Source organism: Thioclava sp. ES.031 (genome assembly GCF_002563775.1).
Classification (GTDB): Bacteria; Pseudomonadota; Alphaproteobacteria; order Rhodobacterales; family Rhodobacteraceae; genus Thioclava.
This window is the reverse complement of the sequence record NZ_PDJO01000001.1, coordinates 3064275-3081139: the sequence shown is the minus strand read 5'-3', so window position 1 is coordinate 3081139 and position 16865 is coordinate 3064275. Positions and strand designations below refer to the sequence as shown.

The window sequence follows — 16865 nt, the reverse complement described above, 5'->3', positions numbered from 1 at the left end:
TATGACGACCCGTGTGCATCGTATCGCGGCCATCCCCGGCGACGGGATCGGGCCGGAGGTGGTCGACGCCGCACTGACGGCGCTTGACCACCTGAGCCGCCAGACCAACGCGTTCCGGCTGGAGGTCGACCGCTTCGACTGGGGCTCGAAACGCTTTCAGCGCGAGGGCACTTTCATGCCCGCAGACGGGGTCGATGCGCTGCGAGCCTATGACTCGATCCTTTTCGGCGCGGTCGGCGCCCCGGACGTGCCCGATCACCTGACGCTCTGGGGCCTGCGCCTCGCGATCTGTCAGGGGCTTGATCAATATGCGAACCTGCGGCCCACCCGGATCCTGCCGGGCCTGTCGAGCCCGCTTGCGGGTGTCGGTCCGGACGATCTGGACTGGCTGATCGTGCGCGAGAATTCCGAGGGCGAATATGCGGGGCAGGGCGGCCGCAGCCATCGCGGCCAGCCGCACGAGGTCGCCACCGAGACCGCCATCTTCACCCGCACGGGTGTGGAGCGCATCATGCGCGTGGCCTTCTCGCAGGCTCAGGCGCGCCCGCGTAAGCGTCTGACGGTGGTGACCAAATCCAACGCGCAACGCTATGGGCTGGTGCTGTGGGATGAGATCGCCGCCGAGGTCGCGCGCGAGTTTCCCGACGTGACATGGGATCGGATGCTGGTCGACGCGATGACCGTGCGCATGACGCTCGATCCGCGTTCGCTCGACACGATCGTCGCCACGAACCTTCACGCCGACATCCTCTCGGATCTGGCGGCGGCGCTCGCTGGGTCGATCGGCATCGCCCCCACGGCCAACCTCAACCCCGAGCGCGCCGCCCCGTCGATGTTCGAGCCGATCCATGGCTCGGCCTTCGATATCACCGGCAAGGGCGTCGCCAATCCCATTGGCACCTTCTGGAGCGCTGCAATGATGCTGGGGCATCTGGGAGAGACCGAGGCCGAGGCCCGCTTGATGCGCGCGATCGAAGTCGTGACCGCCGATCCCGAGAGCCGGCCGCGCGACCTTGGTGGCGCAGCCAGCACCGAGCAGGTGACGGAAAGGCTCTGCCGCGCGCTCGACACGGAGGCCCCGCGCTGAAGAACGCGGCGAGCCTCTAGGCGTTATCTCGCGGCGACCTTTGCCTGATAGCTCTCGAGTTCCGAGATGAGCGACAGCCCATCGGGCACGTCGTGACGCGCGCAGAACTCCTGCCAGACCGCGCCGACAGGAAGGTCCTTCACCTCTTCGGTGACCATCAGTCGCGCGCTGAAGTCCAGCGCCTCTTCCGCCGCTTTCAGCCGCTTTTGGGGCAGCAGCAGCGCGCGCAGGAGTGCCTTTTGCATGTTGCGCGTGCCGATCACCCAAGCGGCGGTCCGCGAGATCGTGGCGTCGAAGAAATCGAGCCCGATATGGGTGCGCTTCAGCAGATCGGCGAAGACCAGTTCCTGCGCCATTTGAAGAATGGAATCGTCGAGCAGGATCACGTGGTCGCTGTCCCAGCGCACGGGGCGCGACACATGCAGCAGGAGTTCCGGCACCGACAGCGAGACCGAGCTGAGCTTGTCGGCGACGTTCTCGGTCGGGTGGAAATGGCCCATGTCGAGGCACAGCGCAATCTCGCGACGGATCGCATAGCCGAGGTAGAATTCATGGCTGCCGACGGTCATCGACTCGACGCCGATCCCGAAGAGCTTGGATTCCACCGCATCGAGCAATTGCGCCCGGTCGAAACCAGTCGCCATCATCGCATCGAGCGAGGCCTCCAGCCGCTGCCGCGCCGCCATCCGGTCGACCGGCGTGTCCTTCGAGCCGTCGGGCACCCAGATATTGTTGACCGAGGCCGACCCGAGCGCCTTGCCGATCCCTGCCGCGATCTCGCGCGAGCGCTTGCCGTGCTCGATCCAGAAGTCGCGGATACCTTTATCCGGGTGGCTGAGCGTCAGATTGTCGTCGGCCTTGGAGTGGGCGAAGAAGGTCGGGTTGAAATCGATCCCGTGGTTTTTCTCCTTGGCCCAATCGATCCAGCTCTGGAAATGCTTCAGCTCGATCGCGTCACGATCCGGGCTTTCATCCGTGTCGAGGTAGAAGGCGTGCAGGTTCAGCCGGTGCGTGCCGGGGATCTGCCCGTAGGCGAAGTCCAGATCGGCGCGCAGCTCCGCGGGGGTGCGGGCGCGGCCGGGGTGGTTGCCGGTCGCCTGAATGCCGCCGCCCGAGGCACCTGTTCGGTTCTCGAACCCCACGACATCGTCGCCCTGCCAGCAATGCAGCGAGATCGGAATCTCGGCCAGCGTGTTCAGCGCAGCCTCGGTGTCGATCTCCCAGTCGGCGAATTGGGCGCGCGCGTCCTCATATCTGCTCATAGTCAGTCCTCCCGTCTTCTTATCGTGGCTGGGGCCTTCACGCTCAGCGCGTGAAGGCCTGCACGTTGCCGGCGTCGACATTGATGATGTTGCCGGTCGATTTTGCCGATTGCTCGGAGGCGAAGAAATAGGCGGCCTCGGCGATATCCTCGGGCAGCACGTTGCGCTTGAGCATCGAGCGCTGGCGATACATCTCCTCCAGCCCCTCCTTGTCGGTGCCGTAGGTCGAAGCGCGCTGATCGAGCCATTCGCCCGACCAGATCTTCGAGCCACGCAGCACTGCATCCGGGTTCACCACGTTGACGCGGATACCCGCTTCCGCCCCTTCGAGCGCGAGGCAGCGGGCGAGATGAATCTCGGAGGCTTTCGCGGTGCAATAGGCCGACGCGTTGGGCGAGGCGGCGAGGCCGTTCTTCGAGGCCACGAAGATGATCGAGCCGCCGATATCCTGCGCGCGCATCACCTTGAAGGCTTCGCGCGAGACGAGGAAATAGCCCGTCGACAGGATCGACATGTTCTTGTTCCACAGATCGAGAGTGGTGTCCTCGACCGGGGCGGAGGAGGCGATCCCGGCGTTCGAGACCAGAATGTCCACGCCGCCGAATTCTACCGCGATATCCGCATAGGCGGCGGTAACGGCGTCCTCGGAGGTCACGTTCATCTCGACCGTGCGCACCATGTCGGCGCCGAACGCGCCAGCGAGCTGGTCGCGGGTCTTCGCCAGCGCATCGGTATCGATATCGGCGAGCATCACGCAGGCGCCCTCGGTCAGGTAGCGCTGCGCCGTGGCCGCGCCAATCCCGCCCGCGCCGCCGGTGACCAGCGCCACGCGGCCAGCCAGCGATTTCGGTTTCGGCATCCGCTGCAGCTTCGCCTCTTCGAGAAGCCAGTATTCGATGTCGAAGGCTTCCTGTTCAGGCAGGCCGACATATTCGCTGACCGTCGAGGCACCGCGCATCACGTTGATCGCGTTGACATAGAACTCGCCCGAGATCCGGGCCGTGGCCTTGTTCTTGGCAAAGGTGAGCATACCCACGCCCGGGATCAGATAGACGACCGCGTTCGGGTCACGCAGAGCCGGGCTGTCGTCATGTTTGCAGCGCTCGTAATAGGCGGCGTAGTCGTCGCGATACTCGGCCACCTGTTGCGGCAGCCCTTCGAGCACCGCGTCGAGATTGCCTTTGGCCGGGTCGAACGCCACGACGAGCGGGCGAATTTTCGTGCGTAGGAAGTGGTCGGGGCAGGAGGTGCCAAGCGCCGCCAGCTCTTCCATCCGGTTCGAATTGACGAATTCCAGCACCGCGTCGTTATCGGTGAAATGCCCGACCATGTGCTGTTTGCCCGAGACCATGCCGCGGATCGCGGGCATCAGGCGGGCGGCGACGGCGCGGCGTGCGTCGGGGGCGAGGCTTTCGTGCTTGGCACCGCCGAAGATAGCCTTGCCGGCGGTCTGTTCTTCGAACCAGCCCATCGCCTTGTTGATGATCTCGAGCGTGAGCTCGTAGCACTCTTTCGCGTCATCGGCCCAGGTGAACAGCCCGTGGCTTTCGAGCACGACACCCTTCGCGTCGGGGTTCTTCTTGCAGAAATCTTCCAGCCACAGGCCCAACTCGTAGCCGGGCTTCTTCCACGGCAGCCAGCCGATCTCGTCGCCGAAGATCTCCTGCGTCAGCTCCTTGGAGTTCTTCGATGCCGCGATCGCGATGATTGCATCGGGGTGCATGTGATCGACGTGCTTCTTGGGCACATAGGCATGCAGCGGTGTGTCGATCGAAGCTGCGCGCGGGTTCAGGTTGAAGGTGCAATGGGGCAGGTAGCCGACCATTTCGTCCTCGAACTCCACACCGCGATAGAGGCCTTTGAGCGCCTCGAGCTTCGGCATGTAAAGCGTCGCGAACCCGTCCATCTTGATCGAGCCGACATCGCCGCCCGAACCTTTCACCCAAAGCACCTCGACCATATCGCCCGAGAGCGGATCGCGCTCCATCACCTTCGCGGAAGTGTTGCCGCCGCCGTAATTGGTGATCCGCTTGTCGGACCCCAGCAGGTTCGAGCGATAGAGCAGTTTCTCGGCTTCGGACATGTCCTTGGCCTTGGCTTCGTCCCACTTGGACTGAAGCCGCGCGGACGCGGTGTTCATGGTGGTCTCCTCCCGATCGCCCTATGAAAAAGGACGTGATCAATCTGGCTGGAGGCTGGCAGGGCTGCGACGGATTGTCAATCATAAACGATCACAAATGATCATGCTTCGGCTGCATTATGATTTTAATGATCGAAAATGATTGACAATGCCCGTAACCCTGCGCAGTCTTCCGAAACGAGGGAGGACTCGATGCACGAGAAAGAACGCCACAGGATCATTCTGTCTGCGGTTCAGGACAGGCCCGTCGTGACGGTGCCTGACATGTGTGCGCTCACCGGCGCGTCGGAGGCAACGATCCGGCGCGATATCGCGTCTTTGCACGTGGCGAAGAAGCTGCGTCGTGTGCGCGGTGGGGCCGAGGCCCTTAACCCCACGAAGTTCCCGGGGCTTGCCGGGCGTCCCTTCACGCTGAACGAAACGCTCAGGATCGCTCAGAAGCAAGCAATTGCCCGCGCGGCGGTCGAGCTGTGCGACGATGGCGATCCGATCATCATCAATGGCGGCACCACCACCTTCCAGATGGTGCACCCGCTGGCCACGCGCCAGATGCAAATCTTCACCAACAGCTTCCCGATCGCGGAGCACCTGCTGAAGAATTCGAAGAACGCGATCCTGCTGTCGGGCGGTGTCATCTACCGCGAACAGAATATCGTCCTCAGCCCGTTCGAGAATGACGTGACGCGTAACTTCTACGCGAAGCGGATGTTCATGGGCGCGCAGGGCGTCGGGCCGCTGGGGCTGATGGAGGCGGACCCGCTGCTGATCCAGGCCGAGCACAAGCTGATCGGACAAGCCGATGAGCTGGTCGTGCTCGTCGATTCGACGAAATTCCAGAAACGCTCGTCTCTGGTTCTGTGCCCGCTCGACCGGGCGCATACCATCATCACCGATGACGAGATCACCGATCGTGCGGCAGCCATGCTTGAGGCTGCCGGCGTCAACCTGATCGTGGCGCATCCGACCGCCGCGAAGCAGCAAGAAGCCGGAGCCTGAAGCCCCGGCCGCGTCGGAAAACAGGGAGGAGACCTGAAATGAAACTGACCAAACTTGTCACCACTGCTGCTGTGGCGCTGGCCATGATGGCGGGCACGGCGTCGGCGAAGGAGATGCGGATCGCGCTCGTCGTCAAGGCGCTCGGCATCGGCTTCTTCGAGGCGGCCCACAAGGGCGCGGAAGAGGCTGCGAAGGATCTGGGCGACGTGAAGGTGATCTACACCGGTCCGACCGACACCACCGCCGAAGGCCAGATCGAAGTGCTCAACTCACTGATCGCGCAGAACGTCGACGCGATCGCAGTGACCGCGAACGACACCGACGCGCTCGTGCCGACGCTGAAGAAAGCGATGCAGCGCGGGATCACCGTGATCTCGTGGGATTCCGGTGTCGCAGCCGGTGGCCGCGAGATGCAGCTTAACCCGTCCTCGACCGAGCTGATCGGCAAGATGCTGATCAAGATGGCTGCCGACAACATGCCCGATGGCGGCGATGTTGCGGTGCTTTCGGCCAGCTCGACCGCGACGAACCAGAATAACTGGATCGCGGCGATGAAGTCGGACATGGGCAACTATCCCAACATCAACCTCGTCGCGACCGTCTATGGTGACGACCTCGCCGATAAATCCTATCGCGAGGCGAAAGGCCTGATCGAGAAATACCCGAACCTCAAGGCGATCATCGCACCGACCTCGGTGGGCATCGTGGCGGCGGCCAAAGCCGTGACCGATGCGGGCAAGATCGGTGAGATCAACGTGACCGGTCTGGGGCTGCCCTCGGAGATGGCGGCCTATGTCGAGAACGGCGCGTCGAAGAGCTTCGCGATCTGGAACCCGATCGATCTGGGCTATGCCGCGACCGAGATCGCCTACAACCTCGCCAAGGGGAATGCGAAGGCGGAACCCGGCGCGAAGATCCCGATGGGTCGTCTGGGTGAAGTGACGCTCGACGACAATACCGAGGGCGCGATGGCCGATCCCTTCGTCTACGACAAATCGAACATCGAGCAGTTCAAAGACATCTTCTGATCTTTGAACCGCACGAGCGGCAGGCGCGGGGCCTCGCGCCTGCCCGACACACCCGGCCCCGCGTGGGCCCTATGAATTCAGGCTGATCATGACACAGACAGATCAGAGCCCGGGCGGAGCCCGCGTGCTCGACCTTGAAGGCATCGTGAAAACCTTTCCCGGCGTGAAGGCGCTCGATGGGGTGAACCTGTCGCTCCGGGCCGGTGAGGTTACGGCGCTGGTGGGCGAGAACGGGGCTGGCAAATCGACGATCGTGAAGATCCTGACCGGGATCTACCAGCCCGACGGGGGCGAGATCCTGCTCGATGGTGCGCCGACCCGTTTCCCCGACGCCGATGCCGCCGCGCGCGCCGGTGTCACCGCGATCCACCAGGAAACCGTGCTGTTCGAAGAGTTGACGGTCGCCGAGAACATCTTCATCGGTCACGCGCCGCGCGGACGTTTCGGGATGATCGACTGGGCCGAGATGCGCAAACGCGCCACCGAGATCCTGCGCTCGATCGGGGCCGATATCGACGCCGAGGTGAAACTCGCCGATCTCGGCATCGCCTCGCGTCATCTCGTCGCCATCGCCCGTGCGCTGTCGGTCGATGCGCGCGTCGTGATCATGGACGAGCCGACCGCCGCGCTCTCGCATAAGGAGATCGAGGAGCTGTTCGAGCTGGTCGATATGCTGAAAGGCCAGGGCAAGGCGATCCTCTTCATCTCGCACAAATTCGACGAAATCTTCCGCCTCGCCGACCGCTACACGGTGTTCCGCGATGGCCAATTCGTGGGCGAGGGCAAGATCGCCGATGTGACCCACGACGATCTGGTGAAGATGATGGTCGGTCGCTCGGTCGATCAGGTCTTCCCCAAGCGCACGCCGTCCATCGGCGCGCCGGTCCTGACGGTTGCGGGCTATTCGCATCCGACCGAGTTCGAGGACATCAATTTCACCCTTCGCAGCGGCGAAATCCTCGGCTTCTACGGGCTGGTCGGCGCGGGCCGGTCGGAGTTCATGCAGTCGCTGATCGGGATCACCAAGCCGTCGAAAGGCGCGGTGCGTATCGACGACCACGTGCGGGTGATCCGCTCGCCCGCTGCCGCGATCGACGAGGGCATCGTCTATGTGCCCGAAGACCGCGGCAAGCAGGGCGCGATCACCGATTTGCCGATTTTCCAGAACGTCACGCTGCCGTCGCTGGGCAAGACCTCGCGGCACGGCTTCACCCGGATGGCCGAGGAATTCGCCCTGGCGCGGACCTATTGCGAGCGGCTCGATCTGCGTGCGGCCTCACTGGATACGACCGTTGGTTCGCTCTCGGGCGGCAACCAGCAGAAGGTCGTCATCGCGAAATGGCTGGCGACGCAGCCGCGCGTGATCATCCTCGACGAGCCGACCAAGGGGATCGATATCGGCTCCAAGGCGGCGGTGCATGATTTCATGGCGGAACTCGCCGCCGAAGGGCTCGCCGTGATCATGGTCAGCTCGGAAATCCCCGAAATCCTCGGGATGTCCGACCGTGTCATCGTGATGCGCGAGGGCAGGATCGTGGCCGAGCTGGAAGGGGACGAGTTGTCGCCGGAAGTGCTGGTGCGCCACGCCGCCGGGATCGAAGAGCAGATGGAGGCGGCGCAATGAGCATTCGTAATATCCCGCGCGAGGCAATTCTCGGTCTCGTCATCGTCGCGCTGTGCGGTGTGATCGCTGCGCGCTTCCCCAACTTCGTTCGCCCTTCTAACCTGCTCAGCGTCGCGACCGACACCGCGCCGCTGATCATGCTGGCGCTCGGCCAGTTCGCGGTGATCCTGACTCGCTGCATCGATCTGTCGGTGGCGGCGAACCTCGCCCTGACGGGGATGATCTGCGCGCTTCTCAACATGGCAATGCCGGGCTTTCCGATGGTGCTGATGCTGGCGCTCGCGCTGGTCATCGGCGCCTTCCTCGGGGCGGTCAACGGCGTGCTGGTCTGGAAGGTGGGCATCCCGCCGATCGTGGTCACGCTGGGCACGATGACGGTGTTTCGCGGGATTATCTTCCTGCTGTCGGGCGGGTCCTGGGTCAACGCCCACGAGATGAGCGACAGCTTCACCCAGTTCCCGCGCATCCCCTTCCTCGGGGTCGAGTTGCTGGCCTGGATTGCCGTTATCGCTGTGACGGGCGTCTACCTGCTGGTGACGCGCACGCCGCTGGGCCGCGCCTTCTACGCGGTGGGCGGTAACCCGCACGCGGCGGTCTATACCGGCATCGATGTGGGCCGGACGCAGTTCCTTGCCTTCGTTCTGTCGGGGGCGCTTGCGGGCATGACCGGCTATCTCTGGGTCGCGCGCTACGCCGTCGCCTATGTCGAGATCGCCAACGGGTTCGAGCTCGACGTGGTCGCGGCCTGCGTCATCGGGGGCGTGGCGATTGCGGGCGGTGCGGGCTCCGTCGGGGGCGTCGTCCTCGGCGCGCTGTTCCTCGGCGTGATCAAGAACGCGCTGCCGGTCGTGAACATCTCGCCCTTCTGGCAGCTCGCGATCTCGGGCGCTGCGATTATCATCGCGGTGGCGCTGAACGCGCGGTCGAACCGACCCAAGGGGCGCATCATCCTCAAGAAAGCGGAGCATAGCCATGAGCCTGTCTGAGACCCATGCGGACATGACCGAGGCGAGCGGAACGCGGTCGATCCCTGACCGGTTGACCTCGCCGCTGCGCCGCAACCTGCTGGGCTGGGAGAGCCTGCTGCTGATCGTGGGCATCGCGATCTTCATCCTCAACTCTTTCGCCTCGCCCTATTTCCTGAGTGCATGGAGCCTGTCGGACGCGACCTTCAACTTCACCGAGAAGGCGATGATCGCCTTCGCAATGGCGCTCTTGATCGTCGCGGGGGAGATCGACCTCTCGGTCGCCTCGATCATCGCGCTGGCCTCGACCGCGATGGGCGCTGCGGCCACTGCGGGGGCAGGGACGCCGGTTCTGGTGTTGATCGGTCTGGGGACGGGCCTGCTGTGCGGCGCGTTCAACGGCGCACTGGTCACGCGGCTCGGGTTGCCCTCGATCGTGGTGACCATCGGGACGATGAGCCTGTTTCGTGGCATCTCTTATATCGTGCTGGGTGACGGCGCATATCGCGGCTACCCCGAGACCTTCCAGTGGTTCGGGCAGGGCTACGTGTTCTGGGTGATCTCCTTCGAGTTCGCGCTCTTCGCCGTGCTGGCGGTGATCTTCGGTATCCTGCTTCACAAGACGAATTTCGGCCGCGCCGTCTATGCCGTGGGCAACAATCCGACGGCGGCCCTGTTCTCGGGTATCCGGGTGCAACGGGTGAAGATGACGCTGTTCCTGCTGACCGGGCTGATGTCTGGGGTGGCCGCGATCTGCCTCACCGCGCGGCTGGGCTCGACCCGCCCGTCCATTGCCTTGGGCATGGAGCTCGAGGTGGTCACTATGGTCGTGCTGGGTGGCGTGTCGATCCTAGGCGGTGCAGGCTCGATCCCGGGCGTCGTGATCGCGGCCTTCGTGCTGGGGCTGGTGACCTTCGGGCTGGGCCTTCTGAACGTGCCGGGCATCGTGATGTCGATCTTCACCGGTGCGCTTCTGGTCGGGGTCATCGCGCTGCCGCGCCTGATCGCGAAGTGGAGGAAATGATGGAGAAATTCGCCTTCCGGATGCAGCTCAATCCCGGCTGCCGCGAAGAATATATCCGCCGCCATGACGAGATCTGGCCCGAGCTGGTGCAGTTGCTGAAGGAGGCGGGCGTCGAGGATTACTCGATCCATCTCGATCCCGAGACGGATGCGCTGTTCGGTGTGCTCTGGCGGCGCGAGGATCACGGTATGGACGATTTGCCCGATCACCCGGTGATGCAGAAATGGTGGGCCCATATGGCCGATATCATGGCGAAGAACCCGGATAATTCCCCGGTTTCCGTCCCGCTCGAGACCGTGTTTCATCTGAAATGACCGCGCCGCGCCATATCGCCGTGATCGATGTCGGCAAGACCAATGCGAAACTCGCGCTGGTCGATGCCGAGAGCCTCGAAGAAATCGCCGTCGTCACGCGCCCGAACCGGGTGCTGCCGGGCCCGCCCTGGCCGCATTTCGATCTCGAGGGGCATTGGGCGTTCTTTCTCGAACACCTCAGCGCCTTCCATGCCGAACACGGTGTCGACGCGATTTCGGTGACGACCCATGGCGCCTCGGCGGTGCTGCTGGATGACGAGCGCCAGCTTGCCGTGCCGATGCTGGATTACGAACACGATGGCCCGGAGGATAGCGCCGCGGACTATGACCGCCTGCGCCCGGATTTCGCGCGGACCGGATCGCCGCGGCTTCCCGTCGGCCTCAATCTCGGCGCGCAGCTGCACTGGCAATTCACGACATGGCCCGATCTGCACGACCGGGTGGCTCATATCGTCACCTATCCGCAATATTGGGGCCTTCTGCTGACCGGGAACCTCGCGACGGACGTGACCTCGCTGGGCTGCCACACGGACCTGTGGAGCCCTTGGGAGGGACGCTTTTCCGAACTGCCGGAGCGCCTCGGGATTGCCGAAAAGATCGCGCCGCCACAGCAGCCGGGCAGGGTGCTCGGCGCGCTGCGCGACGAACTCGCAGAGCGGACTGGTATCGCCCCGAAGACGCCCGTCATGGTCGGCATCCATGATTCCAACGCCTCGCTTCTGCCCTATCTCGGATCGGAGGAGCCTTTCTCTGTCGTGTCCACCGGAACGTGGGTGATCGCGATGGCGATAGGTGCCGACCGCAAGACACTGGATCCCGCGCGCGACACGCTGATCAACGTCAATGCGTTGGATGCGCCGGTGCCTTCCGCACGCTTCATGGGCGGCCGCGAGTACGAGTTGCTGCGGGAAGGCAGTGACGCGAAGCCCACTCCGCAGGCCTGTGCCGCGACCCTCGCGCAAGGGACGATGATCCTGCCCTCTGCGGTGCCCGGGACAGGCCCTTTCCCCGAGCAGGCGCTCAAATGGATCGGCGAGGCCACGACGCCAAGCGACCGAATGGCGGCGATCGGCTTCTATCTCGCGATGATGACGGAAAGCTGTCTTGAGTTGGTCGGAGCCCGCGGTCCGGCGATCGTCGAGGGACCGTTCGCATCGAACCTGGCCTATCTCGACATGCTCACCGCGTTGCGTGCCGACGGCGTTCGCGTCGCACAATCGGCGACGGGAACCTCGGTGGGGGCCGCATTGCTCGCGCTTCCGTCGAAGGCGCCTCCGAAAGCCCGATCTCATCCGCAGCCCGCGGAGGCGGATGCTTTGCGGGCGTATTTCGAGAGGTGGCGGGACGCGATCTCGGATGAGGCCTGACACCCCGCTGCGCAGCCCGCTCTGAGACCGCCATTTTCGCTGTGTCTGCCAATATGTTGGGATACGCCGCGCTGAGTGAGGCGCAGCCGTGGGGCGTTCGCTCTGAACATTCTCGGGCGTGACGATCTCGAACGGTTCGGGTTCGGAACGATGCCAATCAGATTCGCCGCCGCGTCGATGCGCCTGTGTGTCGCGCTGTGTATTACAGGGTTGGAAGGCTGTGATGCACGCAACTCGATCCGAGGGTAAACAACCCTCGTTCCATTGGCGTTACTGAGAAAAGTGGCTGGGGCGGTAGGATTTTTGGCTTTTATTTCAAGATGTTAATAACATATGGAGGTGGTGTCAATCGAGTGATGGCAAAGCTCGGTTTGAATTGGCCCTGTGTGCCACACGCGAGAAGCTTGTTAGGGGTAGGAAGGTCCTAATCCCGGTGGAGCTTTTTTGAAGCGCCGCTACCGTGGCCGACTACTGCTCCGCCGTTGACAAGGCCCGGATGCGCGCGATGATCGCCGCCCAGGACAATAATGCCGACACGCTGACCGAGCTGATCCAAACCCCGCGCAGCCTGCGGCAGGAGGAAATCGCCGAGGAGATCGTCAAGCTTGCCACCGCAAGCCTGCCGGTTCGGTAATCGAGGAGGAGCCGATGTCGGAGACAATCGAAGAGGAAAGCGCCAAGCCCCAGCCCGCCGATGACGTGGCGCGCGAGGTCGATCTGCCGTGGTGCCAGCCCAAGCCCGGCCACGAGGATGTCCGCGCCCCCGATCTGATCCGCGAAATCATGGCGCATCCGAACTACCTGCAGGCCGATGAGGATGTCGATTTCCTTAACCGCGACGACATGCGCGGCCCGCGCCTGCAGCTCGATTACCAGAAGGCCGAGACGCTGCTGCGCGAACAGGGTATCGCCCATTCCATCGTGGTCTTCGGCGGCACCCGTATCCCCGAACCGCAGGCCGCGCGCGAAAAGCTGGCCGAGCTGGAAGCGCGCAGCGCCGCTGATCCGGGCAATGACGATCTGACCCGCCGCATCGAGATCGCCAAACGTGTCGTCGCGAAAAGCGCCTATTACGACGTCGCCCGCGCCTTCGGCCGGATCGTCGGCGCACGCGAGGGCACGCATGGCAACCGGCTGGTGATCGTCACAGGGGGCGGGCCGGGGATGATGGAGGCCGCCAATCGCGGCGCCCATGATGCGGGTGCGCGCACGGTGGGGCTCAATATCACGCTCCCGCACGAGCAATTCCCGAACCCCTATATCACGCCGGGCCTGTGCTTCCGCTTCCGCTATTTCGCGCTGCGCAAGCTGCATTTCCTGATACGCGCGCGGGCGCTCGTGGTGTTTCCGGGCGGCTATGGCACGCTCGACGAGCTGTTCGAGACGCTCACTCTGATCCAGACCCGCAAGATCCGCCCGCTGCCGGTGATCTTGGTCGGGCGGGACTATTGGAGCCGGGTCTTCGATCCGGAATTCCTTGTGGAGGAAGGGGTGATCGACCCCGAGGACCGCGACCTGTTCTGGTATGCCGAAACTGCCGAAGAGATCTGGGAGGATATCGGGCGCTGGTATGCGCAGTTCGGTCGCAATATCGACGAACCAATGGGAGGAGAGGATGAAGATTTCATTTCACGGTGCCGCGCATGAGGTGACGGGATCCTGCCATCTCGTCGAATGTGCGGGGCGCAAGATCCTGATCGATTGCGGCATGTTCCAGGGGCGCTCGGAACTGACCGAGGACAATGCCGCGAAATTCGGCTTCGAGCCCTCCGAGATCGACATGGTGCTGCTGACCCATGCCCATCTCGATCACTGCGGACGGCTGCCGCTTCTGGTCAAACGCGGCTTCAAGGGCGAGATCATCACGACCTCGGCCACGCGCGATCTGGCGCGGCTGGTGATGCTCGACGCGGCCCATCTGCAAGAGGAAGAGGCGCGCCATCATCACCGCCATGGGCGGCGCGGCGGGTCGCGTGAGGCGCTTTACGACACGATGGATGCGCTCGACGCGGTCGATCGGTTCGGGCGCAACGCCACCTATCGCAAGACGCTTTCGCTGTTCGACGGGATCGAGGCGACCTTTTTCGACGCGGGCCATATCCTCGGCTCGGCCTCGATCCGGCTTGACCTGACCGAGCATGGACGCACCCGCAAGGTTCTGTTCTCGGGCGATCTGGGCCCCGACAATCGCCCGCTTCTCAACGATGCCGATCCGCCCGAGGATGCCGATATCGTGGTGATGGAAACCACCTATGGCGAGCGCGATCATCGCGGGCTCGAGGCCTCAATCGCGGAATTCCTCGCCGCGATCCGCGCGACCACGGGGCGGGGCGGCAATGTCATCATCCCGACCTTCGCGCTGGAGCGCGCGCAGGAGCTGCTGTGGTTCCTGCGCGAGGGGATGGCCTCGGGCGAGATCGAGAAATCGCTGCGGGTGTTCCTCGATTCCCCGATGGCGATCTCCGCGACCCGGATCTTCGCGCGCCATGACGAGGCGCTGCGCCCGGAACTGGCCAAGATCATTCGCAAGGGGCACGATCCGTTCCAGCTGCCCGAGCTGCATTTCACCCGCGAGACACAGGATTCAATCGCGCTCAACGAGATCCGCTCGGGCGCGGTGATCATGGCGGGCTCGGGGATGTGCACGGGCGGACGGGTGCGCCATCACCTGCGCCACAACCTCGCGCGGCAAGAAAGTGCTGTGATTTTCGTGGGCTATGCCGCCGAAGGGACGCTGGCGCGGATCATCGTGGACGGGGCGAAACATGTGAAGCTCTTCGGCGAGGAGATCCCGGTGCGCGCGCAGATCCACACGATCAACGGCTTCTCCGCCCATGCCGACCAGAGCGATCTGAAACGCTGGCTGGCCCGCACCCGCCACCCGGAAAAGATCTTCCTCGTGCATGGCGAGAAAAAGTCGATGGAGGCTTTCGCGAAAGGGCTCGATCCGGCGAAAGTCGTGATGCCCGAGCTGCACCAGAGCTTCGAGCTCTAGCCACGCCTCACAGCCCCGGCAGGTCGATCGCGACGGCCGCGTGATCGCTCGCATGGGGGCGGTGGCGGCCGATGCCGGGCAGGTGCTCGCCTTGATAGCGGGCGGCCTCGGTGCCCAGCCCTTTGCGCAGGATACGCGGCACGGCATCAGGGTAGCGCGCGGCGAGCGCGGGCGAGGCGAGCAGCACATCGGGGCAATGGTAGCGCCCCGAATGCGGATCGTAATAGGTCCAGCGCTCGGGGCGCGGCATCCGCGCCATCAGATCCACGGTGAACCCGTGTTCAAGCGGCGCGGTTGCGCGGGACAGGGGGAGCTCGGGGTCGTCGGGTTCGTTCAGATCGCCAAGGATCAGCCAGAGCGCTTCGGCCGGATCGTCGAAGTGCCGCTCGATCAGCGCCCGCGTCGCCAGCGCCTCAAGATGCCGGGTGCGCCAGGCGGCGGCCTCGTCGGGGTAGGGCGATTTGAAATGCGTCACGAACAGCGTCAGCGCGCCCACTTCGACCATCAGGCAATCGCGCCGGAAGACCGGCATCTCGGGGTCGACGCCGTCGGGCAACTCCAGCCCCAGATCGCCCGGCCTCAGCTCGGCATGGCTGCGCACCGCTCCCAGCGCGCGGCGCGACAGCACCGCCAAATCGAGCCCGCGCCCGTCATTGCCCGGCAGGCAGACCCGCTCGGGATAGGGCCGCGTGCCGGTGGGCCGCAGGTAGCGCGCGTGGAAGTGCTCCAGCGTCGCGAGGTCGAACACCTCCTGCAGCGCGACCAGATCGGCGTCGATCCCGGCGAGCAGTTCCGCCGTCAGCCGCCGGTCGATCGGATCGAGGCGCGGGTCCTCGGGATCGTCGCTGTCCCAAGCCCCATGCAGCCGCCCCAGCTCCCGGTTCGGCAGCAGGCGCATGTTTTGGGCGTTGAGGCTCGCGATCCGCATCTTGGCGTCAGCATCGCATGGGCAGGGCGGTTTGGAACAGCGTGAATGCGCGTCCTTTGATCCTCCACCAATGAAGGGAGCCGCCGTTATGTTAGGAAAACGGAGGATCAGAATGGCTACGAAGCGACACAAGCCGGAAGAGATTGTCACGAAGCTGCGGAAAGCCGTATCGAATCTGACGCTGGACAAGTTGATCCTGGCGGAGGCCGCAAAGGGAACCGAAGGTCCGCGTCAGCGAAACTACTGAGCCCCGCTCGTCGTCGTGCCTGTATCGACCATGTTCGCAACGAGTTGGGCATCTCGGAACGTCGGGCTTGCCGAGTGCGGCACCAGCATCGCTCGATGCAGCGCAAACCACCGAGGGGTCGGGCTGATGAAGAGCGCCTGGTCGCTGACATGATCGAGCTGGCGCGCCAGTTTGGTCGCTACGGCTATCGTCGGATCGCGGCTCTGCTGAGAGATGCGGGCTGGGAGGTCAACGACAAGCGTATCCGACGGCTGTGGCAGCGAGAAGGGCTGAAGGTTCCAATGAATCAACCGAAGAAAGGTCGGCTCTGGCTGAATGACCGGTCCTGCGTCCGCTTGCGGTCGGAGTATCATAACCATGTCTGGAGCTATGACGTCGTGCATTGCCGGACGGAGGATGGAAAGGTCTTCCGGACTCTCAACATTCTGGACGAGCACCGTCGGGAGTGCCTGGCGATCAGGGGGAAGCGAAAACTGAACTCAGGTGACGTGATCGACGCCCTGAGCGACCTGTTCATCCTGCGAGGGGTGCCAGCCTACATCCGGTCAGACAACGGCCCGGAGTTCGTGGCGCAGGCAGTTCAGGACTGGATTGCCGTCGTCGGCGCGGAGGCTGCTTACATCGAGTTTGGGTCACCCTGGGAGAACGGATGCTGCAAGAGCTTCAATGCCAGGTTCCGCGATGAGTTCCTCAATGGGGAGGTCTTCTACAGCCTGCGAGAAGCACAAATCCTGATCCAACAATGAAGGAAACACTACAACACGAGGCGTCCACACAGTGCCTTGGGCTGCCGCCCTCCAGCCCCGGAAACCATTGTCCCGATGGACACGAGGCCGGTCATGCACCAACGCTCAAACCGGACCACTTAGGTGGGGCTGATCACTGAAC

At 63.9% G+C, this 16865-nt stretch carries 14 protein-coding genes and 1 pseudogene; 12 read left to right on the top strand and 3 right to left on the bottom strand.

All coding sequences use genetic code 11. The annotated features are described in order from the left end of the window. Position 1 precedes the first annotated feature (1 nt). On the top strand, positions 2 to 1087 hold the full coding sequence (locus AXZ77_RS14690; RefSeq protein WP_098411725.1) for a tartrate dehydrogenase: 1086 nt from the start codon (positions 2 to 4) through the stop codon (positions 1085 to 1087). A 23-nt stretch (positions 1088 to 1110) separates the two neighbouring features. On the opposite strand, the gene AXZ77_RS14685 is transcribed toward AXZ77_RS14690, so the two are convergent. Next, on the bottom strand, positions 1111 to 2349 hold the full coding sequence (locus AXZ77_RS14685) for an L-rhamnose isomerase (protein ID WP_098411724.1): 1239 nt from the start codon (positions 2347 to 2349) through the stop codon (positions 1111 to 1113). A 43-nt stretch (positions 2350 to 2392) separates the two neighbouring features. Continuing rightward, positions 2393 to 4489 (bottom strand): bifunctional rhamnulose-1-phosphate aldolase/short-chain dehydrogenase, encoded by a 2097-nt coding sequence (locus AXZ77_RS14680; RefSeq protein WP_098411723.1) that lies wholly within the window; start codon positions 4487 to 4489, stop codon positions 2393 to 2395. Positions 4490 to 4681: 192 nt separating this feature from the next. Here AXZ77_RS14680 and AXZ77_RS14675 point away from each other — a divergent pair, with 192 nt between their 5' ends. From AXZ77_RS14675 to AXZ77_RS14635, 10 genes are all read left to right on the top strand, one after another. After that, positions 4682 to 5485 (top strand): DeoR/GlpR family DNA-binding transcription regulator, encoded by an 804-nt coding sequence (locus AXZ77_RS14675; protein WP_083077813.1) that lies wholly within the window; start codon positions 4682 to 4684, stop codon positions 5483 to 5485. A 38-nt stretch (positions 5486 to 5523) separates the two neighbouring features. Continuing rightward, positions 5524 to 6513: a rhamnose ABC transporter substrate-binding protein gene (gene rhaS, locus AXZ77_RS14670; protein ID WP_098411722.1), complete on the top strand. Its 990-nt coding sequence runs from the start codon at positions 5524 to 5526 to the stop codon at positions 6511 to 6513. An 88-nt stretch (positions 6514 to 6601) separates the two neighbouring features. Next, positions 6602 to 8137, top strand: a complete 1536-nt coding sequence (locus tag AXZ77_RS14665; RefSeq protein ID WP_098411721.1) for a sugar ABC transporter ATP-binding protein — start codon at positions 6602 to 6604, stop codon at positions 8135 to 8137. After that, positions 8134 to 9123 (top strand): ABC transporter permease, encoded by a 990-nt coding sequence (locus AXZ77_RS14660; RefSeq protein ID WP_098411720.1) that lies wholly within the window; start codon positions 8134 to 8136, stop codon positions 9121 to 9123. The genes AXZ77_RS14665 and AXZ77_RS14660 overlap by 4 nt, the downstream gene beginning before the upstream one ends. Before the next feature lie 13 nt (positions 9124 to 9136). Beyond that, positions 9137 to 10126: an ABC transporter permease gene (locus AXZ77_RS14655; RefSeq protein WP_098412570.1), complete on the top strand. Its 990-nt coding sequence runs from the start codon at positions 9137 to 9139 to the stop codon at positions 10124 to 10126. Then, positions 10126 to 10440 carry an L-rhamnose mutarotase gene (gene rhaM / locus AXZ77_RS14650; protein WP_218000491.1) on the top strand — a complete coding sequence of 105 codons (315 nt, stop codon included), beginning with the start codon at positions 10126 to 10128 and terminating at the stop codon, positions 10438 to 10440. Before AXZ77_RS14655 ends, rhaM begins: the two co-directional genes overlap by 1 nt. After that, on the top strand, positions 10437 to 11807 hold the full coding sequence (locus AXZ77_RS14645; RefSeq protein ID WP_098411718.1) for an FGGY-family carbohydrate kinase: 1371 nt from the start codon (positions 10437 to 10439) through the stop codon (positions 11805 to 11807). The genes rhaM and AXZ77_RS14645 overlap by 4 nt, the downstream gene beginning before the upstream one ends. Positions 11808 to 12303: 496 nt before the next feature. After that, positions 12304 to 12441, top strand: coding sequence for a hypothetical protein (locus AXZ77_RS19415; protein ID WP_141536285.1), 138 nt, complete (start codon positions 12304 to 12306; stop codon positions 12439 to 12441). 14 nt (positions 12442 to 12455) lie between these two features. Beyond that, complete coding sequence (locus AXZ77_RS14640; protein WP_098411717.1) at positions 12456 to 13454, top strand: LOG family protein; 999 nt, start codon at positions 12456 to 12458, stop codon at positions 13452 to 13454. Further along, the gene (locus AXZ77_RS14635; RefSeq protein WP_098411716.1) at positions 13423 to 14802 is read left to right on the top strand and encodes an MBL fold metallo-hydrolase RNA specificity domain-containing protein; all 1380 of its coding nucleotides are present in this window, start codon (positions 13423 to 13425) and stop codon (positions 14800 to 14802) included. The genes AXZ77_RS14640 and AXZ77_RS14635 overlap by 32 nt, the downstream gene beginning before the upstream one ends. 7 nt (positions 14803 to 14809) lie before the next feature. Here AXZ77_RS14635 and AXZ77_RS14630 read toward each other — a convergent pair whose 3' ends face one another. Next, positions 14810 to 15730: an endonuclease/exonuclease/phosphatase family protein gene (locus AXZ77_RS14630; protein WP_098411715.1), complete on the bottom strand. Its 921-nt coding sequence runs from the start codon at positions 15728 to 15730 to the stop codon at positions 14810 to 14812. A gap of 151 nt (positions 15731 to 15881) precedes the next feature. On the opposite strand from AXZ77_RS14630, the pseudogene AXZ77_RS14625 reads away from it, so the two are divergent. Then, positions 15882 to 16846 (top strand): annotated as a pseudogene (locus AXZ77_RS14625) (IS3 family transposase); the annotation flags it as partial. Between the last annotated feature and the right edge of the window lie 19 nt (positions 16847 to 16865).

What these genes read in the sequence shown, in the direction of transcription:
- AXZ77_RS14675 (WP_083077813.1), top strand. Translation starts at nt 4,682, where the DNA reads ATGCACGAGAAAGAACGCCACAGGATCATTCTGTCTGCGGTTCAGGAC.
- AXZ77_RS14665 (WP_098411721.1), top strand. Translation starts at nt 6,602, where the DNA reads ATGACACAGACAGATCAGAGCCCGGGCGGAGCCCGCGTGCTCGACCTT.
- AXZ77_RS14645 (WP_098411718.1), top strand. Translation starts at nt 10,437, where the DNA reads ATGACCGCGCCGCGCCATATCGCCGTGATCGATGTCGGCAAGACCAAT.
- AXZ77_RS14635 (WP_098411716.1), top strand. Translation starts at nt 13,423, where the DNA reads ATGAAGATTTCATTTCACGGTGCCGCGCATGAGGTGACGGGATCCTGC.
- rhaS (WP_098411722.1), top strand. Translation starts at nt 5,524, where the DNA reads ATGAAACTGACCAAACTTGTCACCACTGCTGCTGTGGCGCTGGCCATG.
- rhaM (WP_218000491.1), top strand. Translation starts at nt 10,126, where the DNA reads ATGGAGAAATTCGCCTTCCGGATGCAGCTCAATCCCGGCTGCCGCGAA.
- AXZ77_RS14680 (WP_098411723.1), bottom strand. Translation starts at nt 4,489, where the DNA reads ATGAACACCGCGTCCGCGCGGCTTCAGTCCAAGTGGGACGAAGCCAAG.
- AXZ77_RS14685 (WP_098411724.1), bottom strand. Translation starts at nt 2,349, where the DNA reads ATGAGCAGATATGAGGACGCGCGCGCCCAATTCGCCGACTGGGAGATC.
- AXZ77_RS14655 (WP_098412570.1), top strand. Translation starts at nt 9,137, where the DNA reads ATGACCGAGGCGAGCGGAACGCGGTCGATCCCTGACCGGTTGACCTCG.
- AXZ77_RS14660 (WP_098411720.1), top strand. Translation starts at nt 8,134, where the DNA reads ATGAGCATTCGTAATATCCCGCGCGAGGCAATTCTCGGTCTCGTCATC.
- AXZ77_RS14690 (WP_098411725.1), top strand. Translation starts at nt 2, where the DNA reads ATGACGACCCGTGTGCATCGTATCGCGGCCATCCCCGGCGACGGGATC.
- AXZ77_RS14640 (WP_098411717.1), top strand. Translation starts at nt 12,456, where the DNA reads ATGTCGGAGACAATCGAAGAGGAAAGCGCCAAGCCCCAGCCCGCCGAT.
- AXZ77_RS19415 (WP_141536285.1), top strand. Translation starts at nt 12,304, where the DNA reads ATGCGCGCGATGATCGCCGCCCAGGACAATAATGCCGACACGCTGACC.
- AXZ77_RS14630 (WP_098411715.1), bottom strand. Translation starts at nt 15,730, where the DNA reads ATGCGGATCGCGAGCCTCAACGCCCAAAACATGCGCCTGCTGCCGAAC.